The following is an 18,271-nucleotide window of genomic DNA, read 5'->3' as shown; positions in this document are numbered from 1 at the left end:
CACGAGGCCGGTCAGGGTTTGAGATCGAGCGCGATGGCGCCCAATTCGTGCTCGCCGCGCGCGCTTAGCTGCTCGGCCTTTTGCGGCGGCCACTGGAAGGGGATGCGCACCAGTTCGCGGCCGCCCACTTCGCGCGCGGCTTCGACCACCACCGCGTACTGGCCGGGCTTGAGCTGCGCAAGTGGCTTGCTGGCCGCGTCAAACGACAGCGCGTGCTTGCCCACGGGCTTGGTCGCGCCGCTGACGCCGTCCACCGGGAACTGCTGGTTGCGGCCGCTGCGGCGCCACCACTGGCGCATGTCCTTGAGCCACTCGGTGCCTTCGTTGTTCTTCTTGGCCACGTCGTACCAGACGGCCAGGTCGGTGGCCACGCTCTGGTCGGGGTTCTCGATCCAGATCGCCACGTACGGGCGATGGTATTCGGCCACGTCCAGGCGCGGCACCTCGATGGACAGGCCGATGTCTGCCGCGTGGGCCGTTCGGGCGATCAGGCCGGCGAGCAGCGCCGGCAACAGCAACTTGCGCATGGAAATCTCCAGGGCGTATCGATGGAATCAGTGAATGAAAAGCAGCGCCAGCACCAGCGGAATCACAACGCCCAGCCCCACCATGGGCCAGGTCGCGCTGCGGTTGCCGGCGTGCATCTTGAGCAGCACCAGTCCGGTCAGCGAGAACACCAGACAGGCGACGGCGAAGATGTCCAGGAACCAGCTCCAGGCGAGCCCCGTGTTGCGGCCCTTGTGCAGGTCGTTCAGGTAGGAGATCCAGCCGCGGTCGGTGCGCTCGTATTCGACGTCGCCACTCGCGCGGTCGATGGACAGCCAGGCATCGCCGCCCGCGCGGGGCAGCGACAGGTAGACCTCGTCGGGGGACCACTCGGCGGTCTTGCCGGCCGTCGAGGCGTCCAACGTTTGGTCCAGCCATGCGGCGACCGGTGCGGGCAAGGGCGCCTTTTTTGCCGTGGGCGCGGCAGCGAGCTGCTTCAGGATGGCATCGGGAAGACGGGCCTCGCGGCTGGTCACCACGGCCTTCGATTCGATGTGCGACGCGTTGTTCAGCGTCAGCCCCGTCACCGCGAACAACAGCATCCCCAGCAGGCAGAGCGCAGAACTGATCCAGTGCCATTGATGCAGTGTCTTGAGCCAGTAGGCGCGGCGGCGGGGAGCGGGTTGGGTGTCCATGGAATGTCGGGCGGGAAGCGGCCGGATTCTAACATTTAATGAGAATTACTCTTAAAAAAGCAGGGCCGCCGCGCGTGCGGAAATTTCAATCGATTTCGCTGCCAAGCGCCTTTTTGACGGTAGCTGAACACACGCTGAACGATGCGCTTGCCGGTTGGCGGGACTAAGATAGGCCACCCTTTGCAAACACCGGAGGTCGTCATGCTGCAACAGCAAGTCGTGGATCAAATCGGTCGTCATTGGGGATGGGTGGCGCTTCGCGGCGTCGTCGCCATCCTGTTTGGGTTCATGGCCATGTTCATGCCGGCCATCACCTTGTCGGCGCTGGTGCTGGTGTGGGGCGCGTTTGCGCTGGTGGACGGGGTGCTGGCGCTGATCGCCGGATTCCGCATCCGGGACAACGGCAAACCGCTGTGGGCGCTGATCATCGTGGGTCTGCTGGGCGTGGCGGCGGGTATCGTCACCTTTCTGTGGCCCGGACTTACCGCGCTGATCCTGCTTTACATCATCGCCATCTGGGCGATCGTGGCGGGCGTGTTCCAGATCATCGCCGCCGTGCGCTTTCGCAAGGCCATCCGCAACGAATGGCTGCTGGGCCTTTCCGGGCTGGTGTCGGTGGCCTTCGGCGCCATGCTGGTCATGCAGCCGGGCGCTGGCGCGCTGGCGCTGGTGTGGGTGATCGGCATCTACGCCGTGTTCTTCGGCATACTGCTGCTGGTCTTTTCCCTGCGTCTCAAACAACACGGCACCGTCTGACCTCCATGTCCGCTTATCAAACGCTGGTTCCCCTGAATTTCCTGGCCGTGGGCCTGGGCGCGATCCTTGGCGCGTGGTCCCGCTGGCTGGTCGGCCTGTGGCTGAATGCCGGCTCCTGGCCGTGGGGCACGCTGGCGGTGAATCTGGCGGGCGGGTATCTGGTCGGCGTGGCGCTGGCGCTGGTGGCCGGGCATCCCGAGTGGCCGGCGTGGGTGCGGCTGGGCGCCATTACCGGTTTCATGGGCGGGCTGACCACGTTCTCGACCTTTTCCGCCGAGACGGTCGCGATGCTGGAGCGCGGCGCGTATGTCAGCGCGCTGGGCTATGCCGGATTCAGCCTGGCGGGGTCGCTGGCGCTGACGGCGGCGGGGCTGGCCACGGTCAGTCTGCTGCGCTAGGTCGTCGACGCGTCGGCTTCAGCGGTGGCTGACGCCGCAGGCAGCCACGTCGGCTGGCCGGGCATGTCGTGCGCCTGCATGTTCATGCGGTATTCGTAGCGGTCCGGCCGGTAGCGGGCATGCAGCCATTCCACCGGCCGCCCAGACTCGTCGCGCACCACGCGGTGCAGGCTGAGCAGGGCCGATCCCACTGGCACGTCCAGCAGCTCGGCGATGCCGGGCTCGGCCAGCACGGCCGACATCGACTGTTCGGCCCGTGCCACGCGCACGCCCAGGTCGCGGAAGATGGCCAGCAGCGGCTTGGCGTCCAGGTCCTGGCGGCGGATGCGCTGGCCGATGTCGTCCGGCACGAACGTGGTCAGGTGAGAAAACGGCTGGCCTTCGTGGCTGCGCACGCGCACGGCGCGCTGCACGGGCGCGCCCGGCGGCAGTTCCAGGCGCGCTGCCACCAGCGGCGTGGCGGGCGCGGTTTCCAGTTCAAGCAGGCGCACCTGCGTGTGCATGCCCATGCGGGCCAGGTGCGCCATCAGCGCGTCCATGCCCGCGCCGTGCTGCGGGCCGGGAAACGGCGCCGGCGCGGCCGCGAACGTGCCGCGTCCCTGCCGCCGCTCGATCAGGCCATCGGCTGCCAGCGCATCAAGCGAGCGCCGTATTGTCAGCCGGGACACGCCGTATTCGGCGGCCAGCGCGTTTTCGCCGGGCATCGCCCTGTCCGTGGCGAACCCGCCCGCTTCCAGCCGTTGCTTCAGCAGCAGGTAGACCTTGTGATAAAGCGGCAGCGGGCTGTCGGACACGATGGGGCTCCTGGTTGACGTTCAGTCGACGGTCGCGCCGGTGAACTTGACGATCTCGGCGTATCGCGCGATGTCCTGGCGCACGAAGACGCCCAGTTCCTCGGGGCTGCTGCTTACCGCGCTGGCGGCCTCGCCCTCGAGCAGCTTGCGGAACGACGGCGTATCGACCGCCTTGCGCGCCGCGGCATTCAGCGCCGCCAGTTTGTCGGCCGGCATCTTGGCCGGGCCAAACAGCGCGAACCACGCGTTCGATTCGAAACCCTTGATGGTATCGCCGATGGGCGGCACACCGGGAAACTGCGGCAGCGCCTGCGGACTGGTGACCCCCAGCGCCCGCAACGCACCGCTCTTGATATGCGGCAGCGCATTCAGCGAACTGGCGAACATCATGTCCACCTGGCCGCCCAGCAGGTCGGTGATGGCCGGCGCCGTGCCCTTGTACGGCACGTTCAGGATGTCCAGGCCCGCCATCATCTTCATGCGTTCGCCGGCCATGTGCAGTGACGAGCCGATCGCGCCCAGCGCCATCGTGTGCTTGCCCGGGCTGGCTTTGACCAGCGAGACGAACTCCGGCATGGTGCGTGCCGGGAAGTCCTTGCGCACGACCAGCACGCTAGGCACGTTGGCCAGCATGCTGATCGGCGTGAAATCGGCCACGGGGTCGAAAGGCAGGTTCCGGTACAGCGTGGCGTTGATGGAGAAGCTGGTGAAGGTGACCAGCAAGGTATTGCCGTCGGGATTGCTCTTGGCGACATAGTCGGCGGCGATGTTGCCGCCCGCGCCTGGCTTGTTCTCGACCACGACGGTGCGCTTCAAGTCCACTGCCATGTGCTGCGCGATGCTGCGCGCCACGGTGTCGGTGGTGCCGCCCGGGGGCGCGCCCACGACCAGCCTGATGGCGTCTGCCTGCGCGAGGGCGGGGGCAGTTGGTAAGGCAAACGCGGCCAGCAGCGCGCAACGCGCGGCGATCCGATGCAGTCCCGGCATGATTTGTCTCCTGATATGTTGTATTGAGGACAATACAAGTATAGGGAGACAGGACGGTGCGCACCAGATCGTTTCCCCGTAGGAAGGCGTCAACGGCCGGGCGCATCTGCCACCTTCGCGTACTCCACGATGGCGATGTCCCGGAACGCCTGGATCAACGCCAGGCGTGGCGATACGCGTGACCAGATCAAGCCGAAGCGGCGCGGTTCGCAGTGCGCGGGCAGGGGCAGGGCGACTAGGCCCAGCCGCTCGATCGTGCCGTTGGTGGACCGGGGCAGGATCGCCACGCCCAGATCCCGGCTCACCATCACCGCAATGGATTCGATCGCGTTCAGTTCAAACCGATCGCGCGGCGTGATGCCGACGCGGCGCAGATAGTCGTCCACGTGACGCCCGCTCCAGTCGTTGCGCTGATAGCGGATGAACGGCTCCGCGGTAAGCAGGCTGTGCGGATGCCGGCCCGCGTGGCGCGGCGCCACCGCCAGCACGTAGGGTTCTTCGCGCAGCAACTGCCAGCCCAGGCTTTTGGACAGGGGGTAGGGCGCCTCCAGCGCGATGGCGGCATCGAGTTCGCCGCTTTCGATGGCCGGGTAGAAGCGGGCGGAGTGCCCGGGCTGGATCTCCACGCTGATCAGCGGATGGCGTCCGACCAGGTGCTCAAGAATGGCCGGCACCATGGAGTTCAGCGCGGTGTTGCCGGCGCCCAGCCGAAGCTCGCCCATCATCTCGCCCGACCGCGCCAGGTAGCGGATCTTCTCGATCCGCTCCAGGACTTCGCGCATCGGTCCGATCAGTTCGATCGCCTTGGCCGTCAAGTGCACGGTGCGGCCGGCGCGCGCGACCAGCGGCACGCCCAGTTCCTGTTCCAGCTTGCGCACCTGCTGCGCGACGGCGCCGTGCGTGAGTCCGAGGCGGCGGGCGGCCTCGGCCATGGAGCCGTGTTGCGCCACGGCGGACAGCGTTTGAAGAAAGTCGGTGTTCATGATGATAGGGATTCTATCTTCTTATCGTATGCCGGCTTTCCCCTGGCGGCGTGCCGCACGGTCACAATGCGGCGAGGAGACCATAATGAAAAGTAAGCTTTTCGTGCCGGCGTCACGCCCGGAACTATTCGACAAAGCCATGGCCAGCGAAGCCGATGCGCTGTCTTTCGATCTGGAGGACGCGGTCGCGCCGCCGCGCAAGCCGGCCGCGCGCGCCGAGCTGGCCCGCTGGCTCGGGTCGCCCGCCTTTCAGGCGGCGCAAGCTCAACATCCCAAGAAAATTATCGTTCGCGTCAATGCGTCGGACACGCCTTATTTCGCGGACGACCTGGACGCGCTGGGCCGCTCGCCGATCGACCTGTTGAATCTGCCCAAGGTCGAGTCCGCGGATGCGCTGCGCGAAGCCGCCGATCACGCTGCCACGGTCGGCTTCGAGGGCGAACTGCTGGTCACCGTCGAAACGCCGCTGGCGCTGGCCCGTGCGGCCGAGCTGGCCGCGCACCCGCGCGTCGCGGGCCTGCAATTGGGGCTGGCCGACCTGTTCGAACCGTTGGGTATCGACCGTTACCAGCCCGAGACGCTGCGCGCGGTGATGCTGGCGTTGCGGCTGGGCGCAGGGTCCGCGGGCAAGTACGCCATGGACGCCGCCTATGCCCGCGTGCGCGACGCCGAGGGCTTCCGCGCCGAGGCGCAACTGGCGCGCTCGCTCGGTTTCCTGGGCAAATCCTGCGTGCATCCCAGCCAGATCGCCATCGCCAACGACGTGTTCGGATTCAGCGCCGAAGAGATCGACGCGGCCGAACGGATCGTCGCGGCGAGCCAGGCGCAGGAAGGGGTGGGCGCATTTGTGCTGGACGGCAAGATGATCGACGCGCCCTTCGTGCGGCGCGCCCGAGACGTCCTGCTGGCGGCAGGACGCGCCGCCTGAAACGGCCTGCGCTATTCGCGGCCGAGCTTTTTATCGGATGAATTGCATGATGGAAATTGAAACCCCCGCTCAGTTGCCGCTGGCCGGCGTCAAGGTGCTGGATCTCAGCGCCTACATCGCGGGTCCGTACGGCTGCGCGCTGCTGGGCGACATGGGTGCCGACGTGATCAAGGTCGAGCCGCCCGAAGGCGACAACCTGCGCAAGTACCCGTCGACCCTGCCGACTGAGAGCCGCGCCTTTCTGGGCATCAACCGCAACAAGCGCGGCCTGTGCCTCAATCTGAAAGACGAGGCGGGTTACGAGGTGCTGGTCAGGCTGGTGCGCGAGGCCGATGTGCTGGTCCACAATTTCCGCCCCGGCGTTCCGGAGCGCCTGCGCATCGACTTCGCCACGCTGGCCGCCATCAACCCGCGCCTGATCTATTGCGCAATGACGGGCTACGGCGCGGCCGGTCCGATGGCGCGCCACGCGGGCTACGACCAGGTGCTGCAGTCGATGACCGGCATGTGCGCGGCGCAGGCCAAGGCCGACGGTCCGCCTGAAGTGCTGTACGGATCGGTGGTCGACTACTACGGCGCCGCGCTGATCTCCAACAGCGTGTCCGCCGCGCTCTATCAGCGCGAAAAAACCGGGCGCGGGCAGGCCATCGAAGTGTCGCTGCTGGGCAGCGCGCTCGCCATGCAATCGGCCCGCCTGGTCTGGGCCGAGGGCGAACCGCGCCGCATCGAACGCGACATGCGCTCGGGCGGCATCACCGGCATCCATCCCACGCGTGAAGGCCATCTGTACATCTCGGCCAACACGCCGCATTTCTGGCGGGCGCTGTGCGGCCATCTGGACCTGCAGGATCTGGCCGACCATCCCGACTACGACACCGTGAAAAAGCGCGCGGCGCAGGCGGCGGTGCTGGTCCCGCTGGTGCGCGAGGCCCTGGCGCGCGCATCGGCCCGTGAATGGGCCGAACGCTTTGGCCAGAGCGTGCCTTGCGCGGAGGTCCGGCCGGTCGAGGACATGTTCGACCACCCGCAAGTGGAGGCCATGGGATTCATGCGCCCCTATCACAGCGAGAAGGCGGGCAATTATCTCGGGCTGGCGCAATGGGCGCAGTTTGGCGGGGCCGTGCAAGACGAAGTCCATGCCGGCGCCGTGCGCGCCGCCCCGGGCCTTGGCGAGCACAGCCGCACAATTCTGTCCGCCCTGGGATACACAGCGGACGAAATCGACCAATTGCTGCACACATCCGTGGTGCAATAAGAAGTAACAACCAAGACAAGAATCGTCCGGCAAAAGGGCGAGGAGACAGAAATCATGAATCAAGCGCAACGGTATGTGCGCCGCCCGGACGGATCGAACTGGGGCGATTTCGGGCACGACGACCAACTGGGCACGCTCAATCACCTGGACGTCCAGGCGCGTCTGGCCGCGGTTGCCGAAATTCGCACCGGGATGTCGTTTTCGCTGAGCCTGCCGCTGACCGTCCCGCGTGCGCCCGTGCTCAACCCGCGCCGCAAGGGCCCGGTTATCCAGCCCGCCGAAAAGAACGGCGTGCCGGTCTACCGCTATCCGCTGGACCGCGATGTGCCGGGCGCCACCGACGTCATCAGCGACGACCGCGTCACGCTGTCGCCGCAGTACTCCACGCAATGGGACGCGCTGGGCCATGTGGGCTCGATGTACGACGCGCATGGCACCGGCCAGCCGCAGCCCACGGGCTACAACGGCTTCGCCGTCAGCGAGCCTGCCACCGAAGGTTTTACCGGCACCCGCGACCTGTCCATCGCGCCGATGGCGCGCCACGGCATCCAGGGGCGCGGCGTCATGGTGGACCTGCGCGCGCATTTCGGTGATGCGCAGCGCAAGGTGTCCCACCGCGAGCTGATGGACGTGATGCGCGCCGATGGCGTGGAAGTCCGGCCGGGCGACGTGCTGTGTCTGCACACAGGGCTGGCAGACCTGGCGCTGACGCTGGGCGACGACGAGCAGGAGCGGCTCAAGACGAGCTGCTGCGTGCTGGACGGCGCCGACGCGGACCTGCTGGCGTGGATCAAGGACAGCCGGATCGCGGCCATCGCCGCCGACAATCACGCGGTCGAACTGCGCAACCATCATCTGGACACCGGCAAGGGCGCGCTGCTGCCCCTGCACGAGCAATGTCTTTTCAAGCTGGGCCTGCCCTTGGGCGAGCTCTGGCACCTGACCCCGCTGGCGCAATGGTTGCGCCAGCACGGCCGGCATGCCTTTTTCCTGACCGCGGCGCCCATGTACGTGCCCGGTCTGGTCGGCGCGCCGGTCAACCCCATCGCGACCGTCTGAAGACGGCTCGCGCCACGACCCTTGACCGATCGAACATCCCCACAGGGGAGACCCGAGGAGCACACATGAAGAAAACCCGTCGCACGGCCCTGGCCGCAATTCGTCCGCTGGCCGCCGCCATCGGCCTGGCCGCCACGTTTGGCGCCGCACACGCCGCCGGCTACCCCGAGCAGCCCATCACCGTGGTGGTGCCGTATTCCGCCGGTGGCGGCGCGGACAACGCCGCGCGCATCATCGCGCAAGGCATGGGCGAAGTCGCCGGCCAGAGCGTGGTGATCGAGAACAAGGGCGGCGCCAGCGGCTCCATCGGCGCGGCGTTCGTGGCGCGGGCCAAGCCCGATGGCTACACGGTGCTGTTCGACGCGTCGTCCTTCTCGATCAATCCGGTGCTGCGCAAGCTGCCCTATGACGCCAAGAAGGACTTCATTCCGGTCTCGCAGGCCGTCAGCGTGCCCAACATCCTGGTGGCCGCGCCCGGTTCCAGCTTCAACAACCTGCAGGACTTCATCGATGCGGCGCGCGCCAAGCCCGGCCGCCTGACGTTCGCGTCCTATGGACCGGGCAGCCTGGCGCAGATGGCCGCCGAGCTGCTCAAGAAGGATGCGGGCCTGGATATGGTGCACGTGCCCTACAAGGGTGGCGCGCCGGCCATCGTGGACGTCATGGGCGGTCAGGTCGACGTCTACTTCGCCAACGCCGCGTCCAGCCTGAACTACGTCACCGGCGGCAAGCTCAAGGCGCTGGCGGTCTCGTCGTCGCAGCGCATGCCCGAACTGCCCAACGTGGCGACGGTGGGCGAAGCCGGCATCAAGAACTTCAACGTGGTCGAGTGGAACGGCTTCTTCCTGCCGGCGGGCACCAGCCCGGAAGTGGTGGCCAAGCTGCAGGAGCTCGTGCAAAAGGCGCTGGCGCGTCCCGATACCCGCGAGAAGCTTGCCAAGCTGGGCCTGACGCCGGTCGGCAGCAGCGCCGCCGACTTCGCCAAGTTTGTCGATGCCGAACAGACCCGCTGGGCCGAGGTCGTGAAAACCAATAACATCCAGGTGAATTGATCATCCGGGGGCGGGCGCGGCATCGTTCGCACGCGCCAGCCCCCGATCCGAATGGAGATTGACCAGATGAGCCGGGAAGACGATTTTGAGCGTGGCCTGGAAAACCGCCGCGCCGTGCTTGGCGACGAATGGGTGCAGCGGTCGCTGGATCGCGCCACCACGTTCACCGCCGACTACCAGAACATGATCACGCGTTATGCCTGGCACGATATCTGGAGCCGTCCAGGCCTGCCGCACAAGGCGCGCCGCATGATGGTGCTGGCGGTGACGTTGTCGCTGGGCCGTTGGGAAGAATTCGAACTGCACGTGCGCGCCGCCTTGACGGCACAGGATGCCTCGCGCCTGACGCCCGACGAACTCAAGGAAGTGCTGCTGCAGAACGCGATCTACGCGGGCGTGCCGGCGGCCAATACGGCCTTCAATCTTGCGCAGAACATCCTGCGCGAGGTCGCCGGGCAGATCGGCTACGACCTGGCCGCGGCGGATCCGCGCCAGGCCGACCTGTTTGGGACAAAGCCGGCCTGACCGGTGCGCAAAGGGCGGGCTGCTTGCCCGCCTGATCTTTTCTAGTCCGAGCGGGGATTGAGCACGCGAGCCGCCCGCAGGCCGCTGCGTACCGCGCCTTCCAGCACGCCGGGATAGCCGGTGTCCGTCCAGTCGCCCGCCAATGCCAGCGTGGGCCACGGCGTGGAGTTCAGAGGGCGGGTCAGGCCCGGCACCGCGGCAAACGTCGCGCGCTTTTCAATGAACAGTTCGGCCGCCGCCACCTCGGGCATCGGCGGCAGCCGCAGCGGATGCGCCGCGGCCTGTTCGGCCACCTGATCGATCAGGGCTTCAATCACTTGGCGCCGGTTGCGTTCGCTCATGCCGATTGCCGCGCTGGCCACCACGGCCAGTTCCCCAGCCTTGGTGTCGCCCGCGAGCTGGGCGCGATCGAACAGCCACTGGCCGGCATGACCGCGGGCCGCATCTTCGCGCAGCATCATCATCGGCTCGGGCAGCCGCCACGGGCCGGCCAGGCGGATGTTCAGCGTGGCGATGGGCAGATAGTCGAAGGCCTTGAGCGCATCGAGCAGCCCGGTGGCGCCGGCCTCGCGTAGCGGACCATCCAACAGGCGCGCGGCGAAGGTGGGCGGCACGGCCAGCACGGCCGCGTCAAAGCGTTCCTGGTTGATGTCGATGCCGTCGGCGGACGGATGCAGCTGGCGCACCGTGCTGCCATAGCGCATGGTGACCTGGCGCGCGGCGGCGTCGGGCCACAGCGCCGACAGGTCCGTGCACGGCAGCAGCAGATCGCTGTCTTCGCGCGCGCCTGCCAGGCTATCGCGCAGCACGCGGGCAAACAGCACGGCGCTGGCCGTGGCGATCGGCGTGTTCAGCGCGGCCAGGCAAAGGGGCTCCCACATCTGCCGGATCAGCACATCGGACTGCGCGTGATAGTGCAGCAGTTGCAGCACGGTCCAGTCGCGCGGCGGCGACCAGGACATGGTCTTCAGGCCGCGCATCAGGCGCAGCATCGCAAGCCGGTCGCTCCATGAGACGCCACGCGCGCGCAGGACGGCCAGGGCCATGTGCAGCGGCGCCGGCAGGCGCGGGGCGGACAGGTTGAAGCGGCCGTCCAGGCTTGCCAGGCGCAAGGGACGCCGCATCAGCAGGGCGTCCGGGTTGCGGCCCACGCGGCGCATCAGCGCCAGGGTTTCCTTGTAGGCGCCGCACAAGAGGTGCTGGCCGTTGTCCAGCGGCGCTTCGAAGTCACCGTGAAAGACGCGCCGCGCGCGGCCACCGGGGGTGTGCCCAGCCTCGAAAACCGTAACCTTGGCGCCGGCTTCGCGCAGGGCAACGCTGGCCGCCAAGCCGGCCCAGCCTGCGCCAATGACCGCCGCCTTCACCGGGCCAACCGGCGGACCAGGCCGCGTCCGCCGCCCACCCAGGTTTTCCAGGCGAGCCAGAGTTTGCGCAATGGGGTGAGCGAAATGCGCTGGTGCAGCACCTGCCAGTTGTCGCGCTCGATCTCGTCGAGCAGCGCATGGTAGATGGCGGCCATCATGAGTCCCGGACGCTGCGCGCGGCGGTCGGCCTCGGGCAGGTTGCTCATCGCCTCGCGGTAGAGCTCGCGGGCACGGTCGGCCTGGAACTTCATCAGCGCGGTGAAGCGATCGGAATACTCGCCATTCAGGATGTCCGAGGCCTTGACCTCGAACTGCTGCATGTCGTTGACCGGGATATAGATGCGGCCGCGGCGGGCATCGTCGCCCACGTCGCGGATGATGTTGGTCATCTGGAACGCCAGGCCCAGCTTTTCGGCGTAGACCAGCGTCTTGGGATCGGAATAGCCAAACACGCCGGCGGACAGTTCGCCCACGACGCCGGCCGCGTGCCAGCAATACTTGCGCAGGCCGGGCCAGTCCAGGTAGCGGGTTTGGTCCAGGTCCATTTCCATGCCATCGATCACGGCCAGCAGGCGGTCACGGGTGATCGAACAGCTTTCCAGATGCGGCTGCAACGCGCGCGTGACGGGATGGTCGGGCTTGCCGTCGAACATCTGGTCGATCTGCGTGCGCCACCAGGCGAGCTTGATGCGCGCCAGCGACGGGTCGGTGCACTCGTCGACCACGTCGTCCACTTCGCGGCAGTACGCGTACAGGGCCGTGATGGCGCGCCGGCGCTCGGGAGGCAGGAACAGGAAGGAATAGTAGAAGCTGGAACCGCTTTTGGCGGCTTTTTCCTGGCAATACTCGTCAGGGGTCATTAGGCACGGCCTGTTACTTGATGGAGCGCCACAACATGATGGCCCAGTCTTTGGCGCCCAATTCGGGGCGATTCATGAATACATCGTAGCCGCTCGCCTCGATCCGCTCCAGGACGCGCAGCCCGCCTTGCACCACCAGGCGCAGCTCCAGGCCGATGCGGCCCGGCAGGCGGCGCGCCAGCGGAGCGCCGAAGTGTAGCAGCGCGCGTGTGCGGTCGACCTGGAAGGCCATGAGCTCGCGCCACGCAGGCGTAAGGCGGCAGGCGGCCAGGTCTTCGTCCGACACGCCGTGGCGGCGCAGGTCTTCCTGCGGCAGGTAGACGCGGTGCTTGTGCCAGTCCACTCGCACGTCCTGCCAGAAGTTCACCTGCTGCAGGCCGGTGCAGATGGCGTCGGACTCGGTCAGGTTCTGCGGCGTGCTGGCTTCGAACAGGTGCAGCATCAGGCGGCCGACCGGGTTGGCCGAGCGGCTGCAGTAATCCATGAGGGTGGCGTAGTCCTCGTAGCGCTTGACGGTCAGGTCCTGCTCGAACGCGGACAGCAGGTCGTAGAAAGGCGTGATCGGCAACTGGTGCCGGGCGATCGTCTGCGCCAGCGGCGCAAAGATGTCGGACAGGGGCGGCAGGCCGGCAGCGGGGGGCGTGCCGGGTTCGGCGCCGATGCGATGCAGCTCGGTGCGGAACGCGGCGAGCTGGGCCAGGCGCTCCTCGTCGGTCGCGCTGCCTTCGTCGGCAATGTCGTCCGCGGCGCGGGCGAACCGGTAGATATCGGTCACGGCGCCGCGCAGCCTGCGCGGCAAGAGCAGCGAGGCAACGGGAAAATTCTCGTAGTGATCGATGGACATAAAAAGAGGCCAGTGGGCAGGATCGGACCTGCAAAAACGGCGCAAAGCGGAAAACGGTCTCATTTTAGAGTAGTCGCCCGCGCTTGATCCGGCGCGCTGCCGCCGGGGACGGCGATCAGTTAGACTTGGACGCCACAGGATCTCACAACATGCCGCGCCCCATATCCGCCACCGTTTCCGTTTCCGCTCTTGCGCACAATCTGGCCACCGTGCGCCGCCACCTGGACCAGACCGCCGCCGCGGCCGCCGGGCTGCCGCCGTCGATCTGGGCGGTCATCAAGGCCAACGCCTACGGGCACGGCATCGAACAGGCCGTGGCGGGTTTTTCCAAGGCCCAAGGCCTGGCCATGCTGGACCTCGAAGAAGCCGTGCGTTGCCGCGAAGCCGGCTGGGGTGGACCGATCCTGCTGCTGGAAGGGTTCTTCAACCCGTCGGATCTCGACATCGTCGACCGCTACCACCTCAGCAGCACCGTCCACCACCGTGACCAACTCGACATGCTGGCCCGCGCCCGTCTGTCGCGCCGCGTGGACATCATGCTCAAGCTCAACAGCGGCATGAACCGGCTGGGTTTCAGCCCGACGGCCTATCCCGCCGCCTACGAGCGCGCCGCGCTGCTGCAGCAGCAGGGCACGCTTGGCTCGGTCGGCAAAATGACCCATTTCGCCTGCGCCGACGGTCCGCAAGGCGTGAACGAACAACTGAGCGTCTTCAATTCGGTGACGCATAAGCTGCCCGGTTCGATCAGCGTGTGCAATTCGGCCGCCGCCCTGCGCTTTGCCGACATCGCCGTCGGCTCCGAAAGCCAGACGCACTGGGTGCGGCCGGGCATCTGCCTCTATGGCGCGTCGCCCTTTGCGGATGCCGACGCCTCCTCGTTCGGCCTGAAGCCCGCCATGTCGCTCAGCTCCGAAATCATTGCGGTGCAGGAAATCAAGGCCGGTGACTCCGTCGGCTACGGCGCGCTGTTCCGCGCCGAACGCGCCATGCGCCTGGGCATCGTGGCCTGCGGTTACGCCGACGGCTACCCGCGCCACGCCACCACCGGCACGCCGGTCGTGGTTGCCGGCATCCGGACCCAACTGCTGGGACGGGTGTCCATGGACATGCTGGTCGTGGATCTGGGCCCCGTGCCGTCCGCCGGGGTCGGATCGCCGGTGTCGCTGTGGGGCGAAGACGGCCCGTCGGTGGATGAAGTCGCCAGCGCGGCTGGCACCATCGGCTATGAACTGCTGTGCGCGCTGGCCCCGCGCGTCCCGGTCACCCGGGACGCCTGACCCGCGGCGGCGCGGCGTCCGGTGGGCAATAATTGCTGCGCAAATGACAAGACAGGCGGCGCCGGATGGTGTCTACTTTGGAAACCGGGCGCTCAGGCGCCCGTTTTTGACCAAGAAAACAGACTGCGAGGTTTCAATCCATGAAGGACAAATGCGTGCTCATTACGGGCGCCACCAAAGGCATAGGCTGGGCGCTTACTCAGCGGTTGTCCGACATGGGCTGTCACGTGGTTGGTATCGCGCGCAACACGACCGATGTCGATTTCCCGGGCTATCTGTACGCCTGTGATCTGGCCGATGCCGGCCGTACCGAAGAAGTCCTGCGCGAAATCCGCGAAAAATTCCCCGTCGACGCCGTCGTCAACAATGTGGGCCTCGTGTCGCCCCAGCCCCTGGGCGAAATCGACCTGGCCACGCTGTACAACGTGCTGGACCTGAACGTGCGCGTGGCGGTGCAGGTGACGCAGGCGTTCATCGAATCGATGAAGGTGCGCCGCGCCGGCCGCATCGTCAACGTGGTCAGCCGCTCCATCCACGGCGCGCTCGACCGCACCGCGTATTCGGCCGCCAAGAGCGCGCTGGTGGGCTGCACCCGCACCTGGGCGCTGGAACTGGCCGAATATGGCGTCACGGCCAATGCGGTGGCGCCGGGCCCCATCGAAACCGAAATGTTCCGTGCCACCCGGCCCGCCGGCAGCGACAACGAAAAGCGCGCGCTGGCTTCCGTTCCCATGAAGCGCCTGGGCACCCCGGCCGAAGTGGCCGCCGCCATCGCCTTCCTGCTGTCGGACGACGCCGGTTTCATCACCGGTCAGGTGCTGGGTGTGGATGGCGGCGGCAGTCTGGCGGGCCGCTCCTGAACGTTGCCGCTGCACGGATGCATAACGCACCTTCGGGTGCGTTTTTTGTGCTCAGCGCAGGCGCCGCGTTGCTCACTGGCGCGTTGGCGGCACGTCCTGCAAGTCGCGGGCTTCGCTGCGCAGCGCGTCCAGGAAATGGGCCAGCGCCGCAGTCGGTTCCACGTGCGCCCGCTGCACGACGCCTACCGCCGGCAAGCTCCAGTCCGGTTTGAACTTCAGGATCGCCAGTACGCCCAGATCCGCGTAGTGATGCGCGACGGCGCGCGGCATGGCGGCCAGCATGTCCGCGCCGCGCAGCAGCACTTCATTGGCCAGCAGCGATACCGATTCGGCGACAGGCGCGGGCAGCGCCAGTCCCTGCTGCGCGAAGTAGGCGTCGATCCGCTGGCGTAGCGGCGCATCGGGCGGCGGCAGGATCCAGTCCTGACGCGCAAGCGCCGCGGCGGTGATGCGCGTCGACCGCGCCAGCGGATGCCCCTTGCGCGCCACCACGCATATCGGCTCTTCGTACAGCACTTCTGTGCGGAACACCGCCTGGGCGGCATCGAGCATCAGGCGGCCCAGCACGCAGTCGAGTTCACCGCGGGCCAGGCTGTCCAGCAGCGCATCGTGCGCGCCCTCGTGCAGCATGACAGTGACGCCGGGATGGTGTTCGCGCATGCGCTGGATGGCGCGCGGCACCAGCACGGGCAGGGCCACCGGCTGCACGCCGACCCGGATGCGGCCACGCGCGCCGGCGGCCAAGGCGGCGATCTCGTTGCGCGCGCCGGCCAGATCGGCCAGCAGCACGTCCGTCTTGCCGGCAAGCGCCTGCCCGAAAGCGGTCGGCGTGATGCCCCGCCGCGAACGCACGAATAGCGGGACGCCGAACATGTCCTCCAGTTCCAGCAAGAGCTTGCTGGCCGCGGGCTGGGTCATGCCCAGCCGCGCCGCGGCCTTGTGCACGCTTCCAAGCGCGTGCAGCGCGTGCAGCAGGTCAAGGTGGCGCAGGCGCAGGCGTCCGCTGATGTGGCGCAGGTCGGGAATGCGGGGGCTGGCGGGCATGGTTCAGTGATTCCTAACAGTTTTCACAGCATTCTAATAATTGATCGTTCGGTATGCACCCCGTTCCTATACTGGCTTCGTGCTCATGCGAGCCCATGCTTTTGACCAGAGAGGTTGCCGATGAAGATCACCATGCTGGGGACTGGCGCGGCGCTGCCGGATCCCGACCGGGCGCAGTCCGCGATTCTGCTGACGCTGGACGACGACCGGCACTACCTGTTCGACTGCGGCGAGGGCGCGACGCGGCAGATGGTGCGGGCCAATGTCGATCCCGCCAAGGTGGGGTTTGTCTTTCTGACCCACCTGCACCACGACCACATCTGCGACTACCCGTATTTCGTCATTTCAAGCTGGATTCTGAATAAGGAAGGCTCGCCCCTGGTGCTGGGCCCGAAGGGCACGAAGCACTTCGTGGACCACCTGTTCGAAAACGGTGCGTACCACACCGATTTCCAGGCGCGCGCCGCTTACCCCGTGCGCCAGCGCAATCTGGAAGCGATGCGGCCCGTGGTGCGCGAGGTGAGTCCCGGCGTGGTGTTCGAGGACGACAAGGTGCGCATTTCGGTGGATTGGGTGGAACACATTCCGCGCGATGTCTGCGAATGTTTCGGCGTGCGTGTCGAGGCGGAAGGCAAGGTCATCGCCTTCAGCGGCGATACCGCGCCCTGTGCGGCGATGGTGCGCCTGGCCAAGGATGCGGACCTGCTCATCCACGAGTGCACCTTTCCCGAGTCGTTCATCGCGCACCGCGCCAAGACCGGCGTCGGCACCTATGCCCACACCAGCCCGACGGACCTGGGCAAGATCGCACGCGAGGCCAATGTGAAAAGCCTGGTGGCCACGCACTTCGGCCACTTCGATTCCACCAGTCCGGTCCTCAAGCGCGCGGCGGCCAAGCATCTGCCCGTGGAACTCATGGGGCCGCACCTGATGGATGAGATCGTGTCCGACATCCGCAAGCACTACCCGGGTCCGCTGCGTCTGGCCCACGATCTGATGCGTATCGACCTGTAGCACCCGAAACGTTGCAAGGCCGGCCGCCCGGACAGCGACGCCGGGACGGCCAGGGAGAACACGATGCCGTATCGAGCTTGTGCCGTATCCGTCCTGGCCGCGCTGGCCCCGGCCCTGGCCCTTGTGCCGCCTGCGGCCAGCGCCCAGTATCCCGAGCATCCCATCCGCGTGGTGCTGCCGTACGCGCCGGGCGCGGCGGGCGACATCGCCTTGCGGCAGATCCAGCCGCTGCTGGAAAAGCGCCTGGGCCAGCCCGTGGTGGTGGACTACAAGACCGGCGCGGGCGGCAACATCGGCATGCAGGACGTGGCGCGCGCCAAGCCCGACGGCTACACGCTGGTGCTGGGCGCGGCCAACAACTTCGTCATCAATCAGTTCCTGTACCGCAAGCTCGGCTTCGATCCGCTGACCGATCTGGCGCCGGTGGGCAAGCTGGCGGACGTGCCCGCCTTCGTCTACGTCAGCGCGCAGGCGCCGGCTGCCGACTGGCGGCAGTTCCAGCAGTACGCGCGCGCACACTCGGGCAAGCTCAATTACGGCTCGCCAGGCATGGGCACGACGCCGCACCTGTCGGCGTATCGCCTGTCGAAGGCGATGGGTGCGGACATGACGCACATTGCCTACCGGGGAGCGGCGCCCGGTGTGCAGGCGCTCCTGGCCAACGAGGTGCAGCTCTACATCGGTGGCTATAGCGTTGCGGCCGCCTATGTGCCGCAGGGCAAGGTTCGGGCGATGGCGGTGGCCTCGCCGGAACGGTTTGCCGCGTTGCCCGACGTGCCGACCGCGAAAGAGGCCGGCATGCCGGACGCGGTGCAGGGCAACTGGTGGGGCTTTGCCGCGCCGAAGGGCACGCCGCCGGACCGCATCGGGCGCTTTGCAGCCGTCTTGCACGAGGTGCTGGGTCTGCCCGAGGTGCGGCAGGCCTACCTTGCCAACGGCTTCGTTCCCGGACAGGACACGCCCGCATCGTTCGGCAAGGCGTGGCGCGACGAGGCCCGGCAGTGGGAGGCCGCGGTGCGCGAGTCGGGCGTGGTGCTGGACTGACGTCGCGTCCCCCATCCGATCGGACCATCCATTGTTTGTATAATAA

Annotated in this window: 20 protein-coding genes; 11 read left to right on the top strand and 9 right to left on the bottom strand. The window is 67.2% G+C overall.

What is annotated here, in order from left to right; all coding sequences use genetic code 11:
• Positions 1–11: 11 nt before the first annotated feature.
• Both ASD71_RS10050 and ASD71_RS10045 read right to left on the bottom strand, forming a co-directional pair.
• Entirely contained in the window at positions 12–527 is a 516-nt protein-coding gene (locus tag ASD71_RS10050; RefSeq protein WP_056562769.1) for a DUF2271 domain-containing protein, read from the bottom strand.
• 27 nt (positions 528–554) lie between these two features.
• Complete coding sequence (locus tag ASD71_RS10045; protein WP_056562766.1) at positions 555–1,181, bottom strand: PepSY-associated TM helix domain-containing protein; 627 nt, start codon at positions 1,179–1,181, stop codon at positions 555–557.
• 201 nt (positions 1,182–1,382) lie between these two features.
• On the opposite strand from ASD71_RS10045, the gene ASD71_RS10040 reads away from it, so the two are divergent.
• The gene (locus ASD71_RS10040; protein ID WP_056562763.1) at positions 1,383–1,937 is read left to right on the top strand and encodes an HdeD family acid-resistance protein; all 555 of its coding nucleotides are present in this window, start codon (positions 1,383–1,385) and stop codon (positions 1,935–1,937) included.
• Between the two features lie 5 nt (positions 1,938–1,942).
• Positions 1,943–2,335 (top strand): fluoride efflux transporter CrcB, encoded by a 393-nt coding sequence (crcB, locus tag ASD71_RS10035; RefSeq protein WP_056562761.1) that lies wholly within the window; start codon positions 1,943–1,945, stop codon positions 2,333–2,335.
• Here the strand turns inward: crcB and ASD71_RS10030 are convergent.
• The 3 genes from ASD71_RS10030 to ASD71_RS10020 form a co-directional block, all read right to left on the bottom strand.
• On the bottom strand, positions 2,332–3,129 hold the full coding sequence (locus ASD71_RS10030; protein ID WP_056562758.1) for a GntR family transcriptional regulator: 798 nt from the start codon (positions 3,127–3,129) through the stop codon (positions 2,332–2,334). The genes crcB and ASD71_RS10030 overlap by 4 nt on opposite strands.
• Positions 3,130–3,150: 21 nt before the next feature.
• On the bottom strand, positions 3,151–4,116 hold the full coding sequence (locus ASD71_RS10025; protein WP_056562757.1) for a tripartite tricarboxylate transporter substrate binding protein: 966 nt from the start codon (positions 4,114–4,116) through the stop codon (positions 3,151–3,153).
• An 89-nt stretch (positions 4,117–4,205) separates the two neighbouring features.
• Positions 4,206–5,099, bottom strand: a complete 894-nt coding sequence (locus ASD71_RS10020) for a LysR family transcriptional regulator (protein ID WP_056562752.1) — start codon at positions 5,097–5,099, stop codon at positions 4,206–4,208.
• Between the two features lie 85 nt (positions 5,100–5,184).
• On the opposite strand from ASD71_RS10020, the gene ASD71_RS10015 reads away from it, so the two are divergent.
• The 5 genes from ASD71_RS10015 to ASD71_RS09995 all read left to right on the top strand — a co-directional run bounded on the left by ASD71_RS10015 (position 5,185) and on the right by ASD71_RS09995 (position 9,918).
• A complete protein-coding gene (locus ASD71_RS10015; protein ID WP_056562751.1) occupies positions 5,185–6,027 on the top strand; it encodes a CoA ester lyase in 843 nt (280 codons plus the stop codon).
• A gap of 49 nt (positions 6,028–6,076) precedes the next feature.
• Positions 6,077–7,282 (top strand): CaiB/BaiF CoA-transferase family protein, encoded by a 1,206-nt coding sequence (locus ASD71_RS10010; RefSeq protein ID WP_156395192.1) that lies wholly within the window; start codon positions 6,077–6,079, stop codon positions 7,280–7,282.
• A gap of 54 nt (positions 7,283–7,336) precedes the next feature.
• Positions 7,337–8,341: a cyclase family protein gene (locus ASD71_RS10005; protein WP_056562745.1), complete on the top strand. Its 1,005-nt coding sequence runs from the start codon at positions 7,337–7,339 to the stop codon at positions 8,339–8,341.
• Positions 8,342–8,406: 65 nt separating this feature from the next.
• Entirely contained in the window at positions 8,407–9,393 is a 987-nt protein-coding gene (locus tag ASD71_RS10000) for a tripartite tricarboxylate transporter substrate binding protein (RefSeq protein ID WP_056562740.1), read from the top strand.
• 66 nt (positions 9,394–9,459) lie between these two features.
• Positions 9,460–9,918, top strand: a complete 459-nt coding sequence (locus ASD71_RS09995) for a carboxymuconolactone decarboxylase family protein (RefSeq protein WP_056562738.1) — start codon at positions 9,460–9,462, stop codon at positions 9,916–9,918.
• Positions 9,919–9,959: 41 nt separating this feature from the next.
• On the opposite strand, the gene hpnE is transcribed toward ASD71_RS09995, so the two are convergent.
• The 3 genes from hpnE to hpnC are packed head-to-tail and all read right to left on the bottom strand — an operon-like array spanning position 9,960 to position 12,986.
• Positions 9,960–11,282, bottom strand: coding sequence for a hydroxysqualene dehydroxylase HpnE (gene hpnE, locus ASD71_RS09990; protein ID WP_056562736.1), 1,323 nt, complete (start codon positions 11,280–11,282; stop codon positions 9,960–9,962).
• Positions 11,279–12,142 (bottom strand): presqualene diphosphate synthase HpnD, encoded by an 864-nt coding sequence (gene hpnD / locus ASD71_RS09985; protein ID WP_056562733.1) that lies wholly within the window; start codon positions 12,140–12,142, stop codon positions 11,279–11,281. The genes hpnE and hpnD overlap by 4 nt, the downstream gene beginning before the upstream one ends.
• Positions 12,143–12,155: 13 nt before the next feature.
• A complete protein-coding gene (hpnC, locus tag ASD71_RS09980; protein WP_056562730.1) occupies positions 12,156–12,986 on the bottom strand; it encodes a squalene synthase HpnC in 831 nt (276 codons plus the stop codon).
• Between the two features lie 149 nt (positions 12,987–13,135).
• Between hpnC and alr the strand changes: the two genes are divergently transcribed.
• Complete coding sequence (gene alr / locus ASD71_RS09975; RefSeq protein ID WP_056562727.1) at positions 13,136–14,263, top strand: alanine racemase; 1,128 nt, start codon at positions 13,136–13,138, stop codon at positions 14,261–14,263.
• A 140-nt stretch (positions 14,264–14,403) separates the two neighbouring features.
• Entirely contained in the window at positions 14,404–15,123 is a 720-nt protein-coding gene (locus ASD71_RS09970; RefSeq protein ID WP_056562724.1) for an SDR family oxidoreductase, read from the top strand.
• A 72-nt stretch (positions 15,124–15,195) separates the two neighbouring features.
• Here the strand turns inward: ASD71_RS09970 and ASD71_RS09965 are convergent, their stop codons facing one another.
• Positions 15,196–16,167 (bottom strand): LysR family transcriptional regulator, encoded by a 972-nt coding sequence (locus tag ASD71_RS09965; protein ID WP_056562722.1) that lies wholly within the window; start codon positions 16,165–16,167, stop codon positions 15,196–15,198.
• A gap of 120 nt (positions 16,168–16,287) precedes the next feature.
• On the opposite strand from ASD71_RS09965, the gene ASD71_RS09960 reads away from it, so the two are divergent.
• Both ASD71_RS09960 and ASD71_RS09955 read left to right on the top strand, forming a co-directional pair.
• Positions 16,288–17,181 (top strand): MBL fold metallo-hydrolase, encoded by an 894-nt coding sequence (locus ASD71_RS09960; protein ID WP_056562719.1) that lies wholly within the window; start codon positions 16,288–16,290, stop codon positions 17,179–17,181.
• Between the two features lie 63 nt (positions 17,182–17,244).
• Positions 17,245–18,225 carry a tripartite tricarboxylate transporter substrate binding protein gene (locus ASD71_RS09955; protein WP_056562716.1) on the top strand — a complete coding sequence of 327 codons (981 nt, stop codon included), beginning with the start codon at positions 17,245–17,247 and terminating at the stop codon, positions 18,223–18,225.
• Positions 18,226–18,271 lie beyond the last annotated feature (46 nt).

This window comes from Achromobacter sp. Root565, from assembly GCF_001427425.1.
GTDB lineage: Bacteria > Pseudomonadota > Gammaproteobacteria > Burkholderiales > Burkholderiaceae_B > Achromobacter > Achromobacter spanius_D.
Note: the sequence above shows the minus strand (reverse complement) of the source record. Positions and strands in the feature narration are given on the sequence as shown.

Bases quoted from the DNA above. Each gene is read 5' to 3' on its own strand.
- ASD71_RS10050 (WP_056562769.1), bottom strand. From the start codon at position 527: ATGCGCAAGTTGCTGTTGCCGGCGCTGCTCGCCGGCCTGATCGCCCGA.
- ASD71_RS10045 (WP_056562766.1), bottom strand. From the start codon at position 1,181: ATGGACACCCAACCCGCTCCCCGCCGCCGCGCCTACTGGCTCAAGACA.
- ASD71_RS10040 (WP_056562763.1), top strand. From the start codon at position 1,383: ATGCTGCAACAGCAAGTCGTGGATCAAATCGGTCGTCATTGGGGATGG.
- crcB (WP_056562761.1), top strand. From the start codon at position 1,943: ATGTCCGCTTATCAAACGCTGGTTCCCCTGAATTTCCTGGCCGTGGGC.
- ASD71_RS10025 (WP_056562757.1), bottom strand. From the start codon at position 4,116: ATGCCGGGACTGCATCGGATCGCCGCGCGTTGCGCGCTGCTGGCCGCG.
- ASD71_RS10020 (WP_056562752.1), bottom strand. From the start codon at position 5,099: ATGAACACCGACTTTCTTCAAACGCTGTCCGCCGTGGCGCAACACGGC.
- ASD71_RS10015 (WP_056562751.1), top strand. From the start codon at position 5,185: ATGAAAAGTAAGCTTTTCGTGCCGGCGTCACGCCCGGAACTATTCGAC.
- ASD71_RS10010 (WP_156395192.1), top strand. From the start codon at position 6,077: ATGGAAATTGAAACCCCCGCTCAGTTGCCGCTGGCCGGCGTCAAGGTG.
- ASD71_RS10005 (WP_056562745.1), top strand. From the start codon at position 7,337: ATGAATCAAGCGCAACGGTATGTGCGCCGCCCGGACGGATCGAACTGG.
- ASD71_RS10000 (WP_056562740.1), top strand. From the start codon at position 8,407: ATGAAGAAAACCCGTCGCACGGCCCTGGCCGCAATTCGTCCGCTGGCC.
- ASD71_RS09995 (WP_056562738.1), top strand. From the start codon at position 9,460: ATGAGCCGGGAAGACGATTTTGAGCGTGGCCTGGAAAACCGCCGCGCC.
- hpnD (WP_056562733.1), bottom strand. From the start codon at position 12,142: ATGACCCCTGACGAGTATTGCCAGGAAAAAGCCGCCAAAAGCGGTTCC.
- hpnC (WP_056562730.1), bottom strand. From the start codon at position 12,986: ATGTCCATCGATCACTACGAGAATTTTCCCGTTGCCTCGCTGCTCTTG.
- alr (WP_056562727.1), top strand. From the start codon at position 13,136: ATGCCGCGCCCCATATCCGCCACCGTTTCCGTTTCCGCTCTTGCGCAC.
- ASD71_RS09970 (WP_056562724.1), top strand. From the start codon at position 14,404: ATGAAGGACAAATGCGTGCTCATTACGGGCGCCACCAAAGGCATAGGC.
- ASD71_RS09965 (WP_056562722.1), bottom strand. From the start codon at position 16,167: ATGCCCGCCAGCCCCCGCATTCCCGACCTGCGCCACATCAGCGGACGC.
- ASD71_RS09960 (WP_056562719.1), top strand. From the start codon at position 16,288: ATGAAGATCACCATGCTGGGGACTGGCGCGGCGCTGCCGGATCCCGAC.
- ASD71_RS09955 (WP_056562716.1), top strand. From the start codon at position 17,245: ATGCCGTATCGAGCTTGTGCCGTATCCGTCCTGGCCGCGCTGGCCCCG.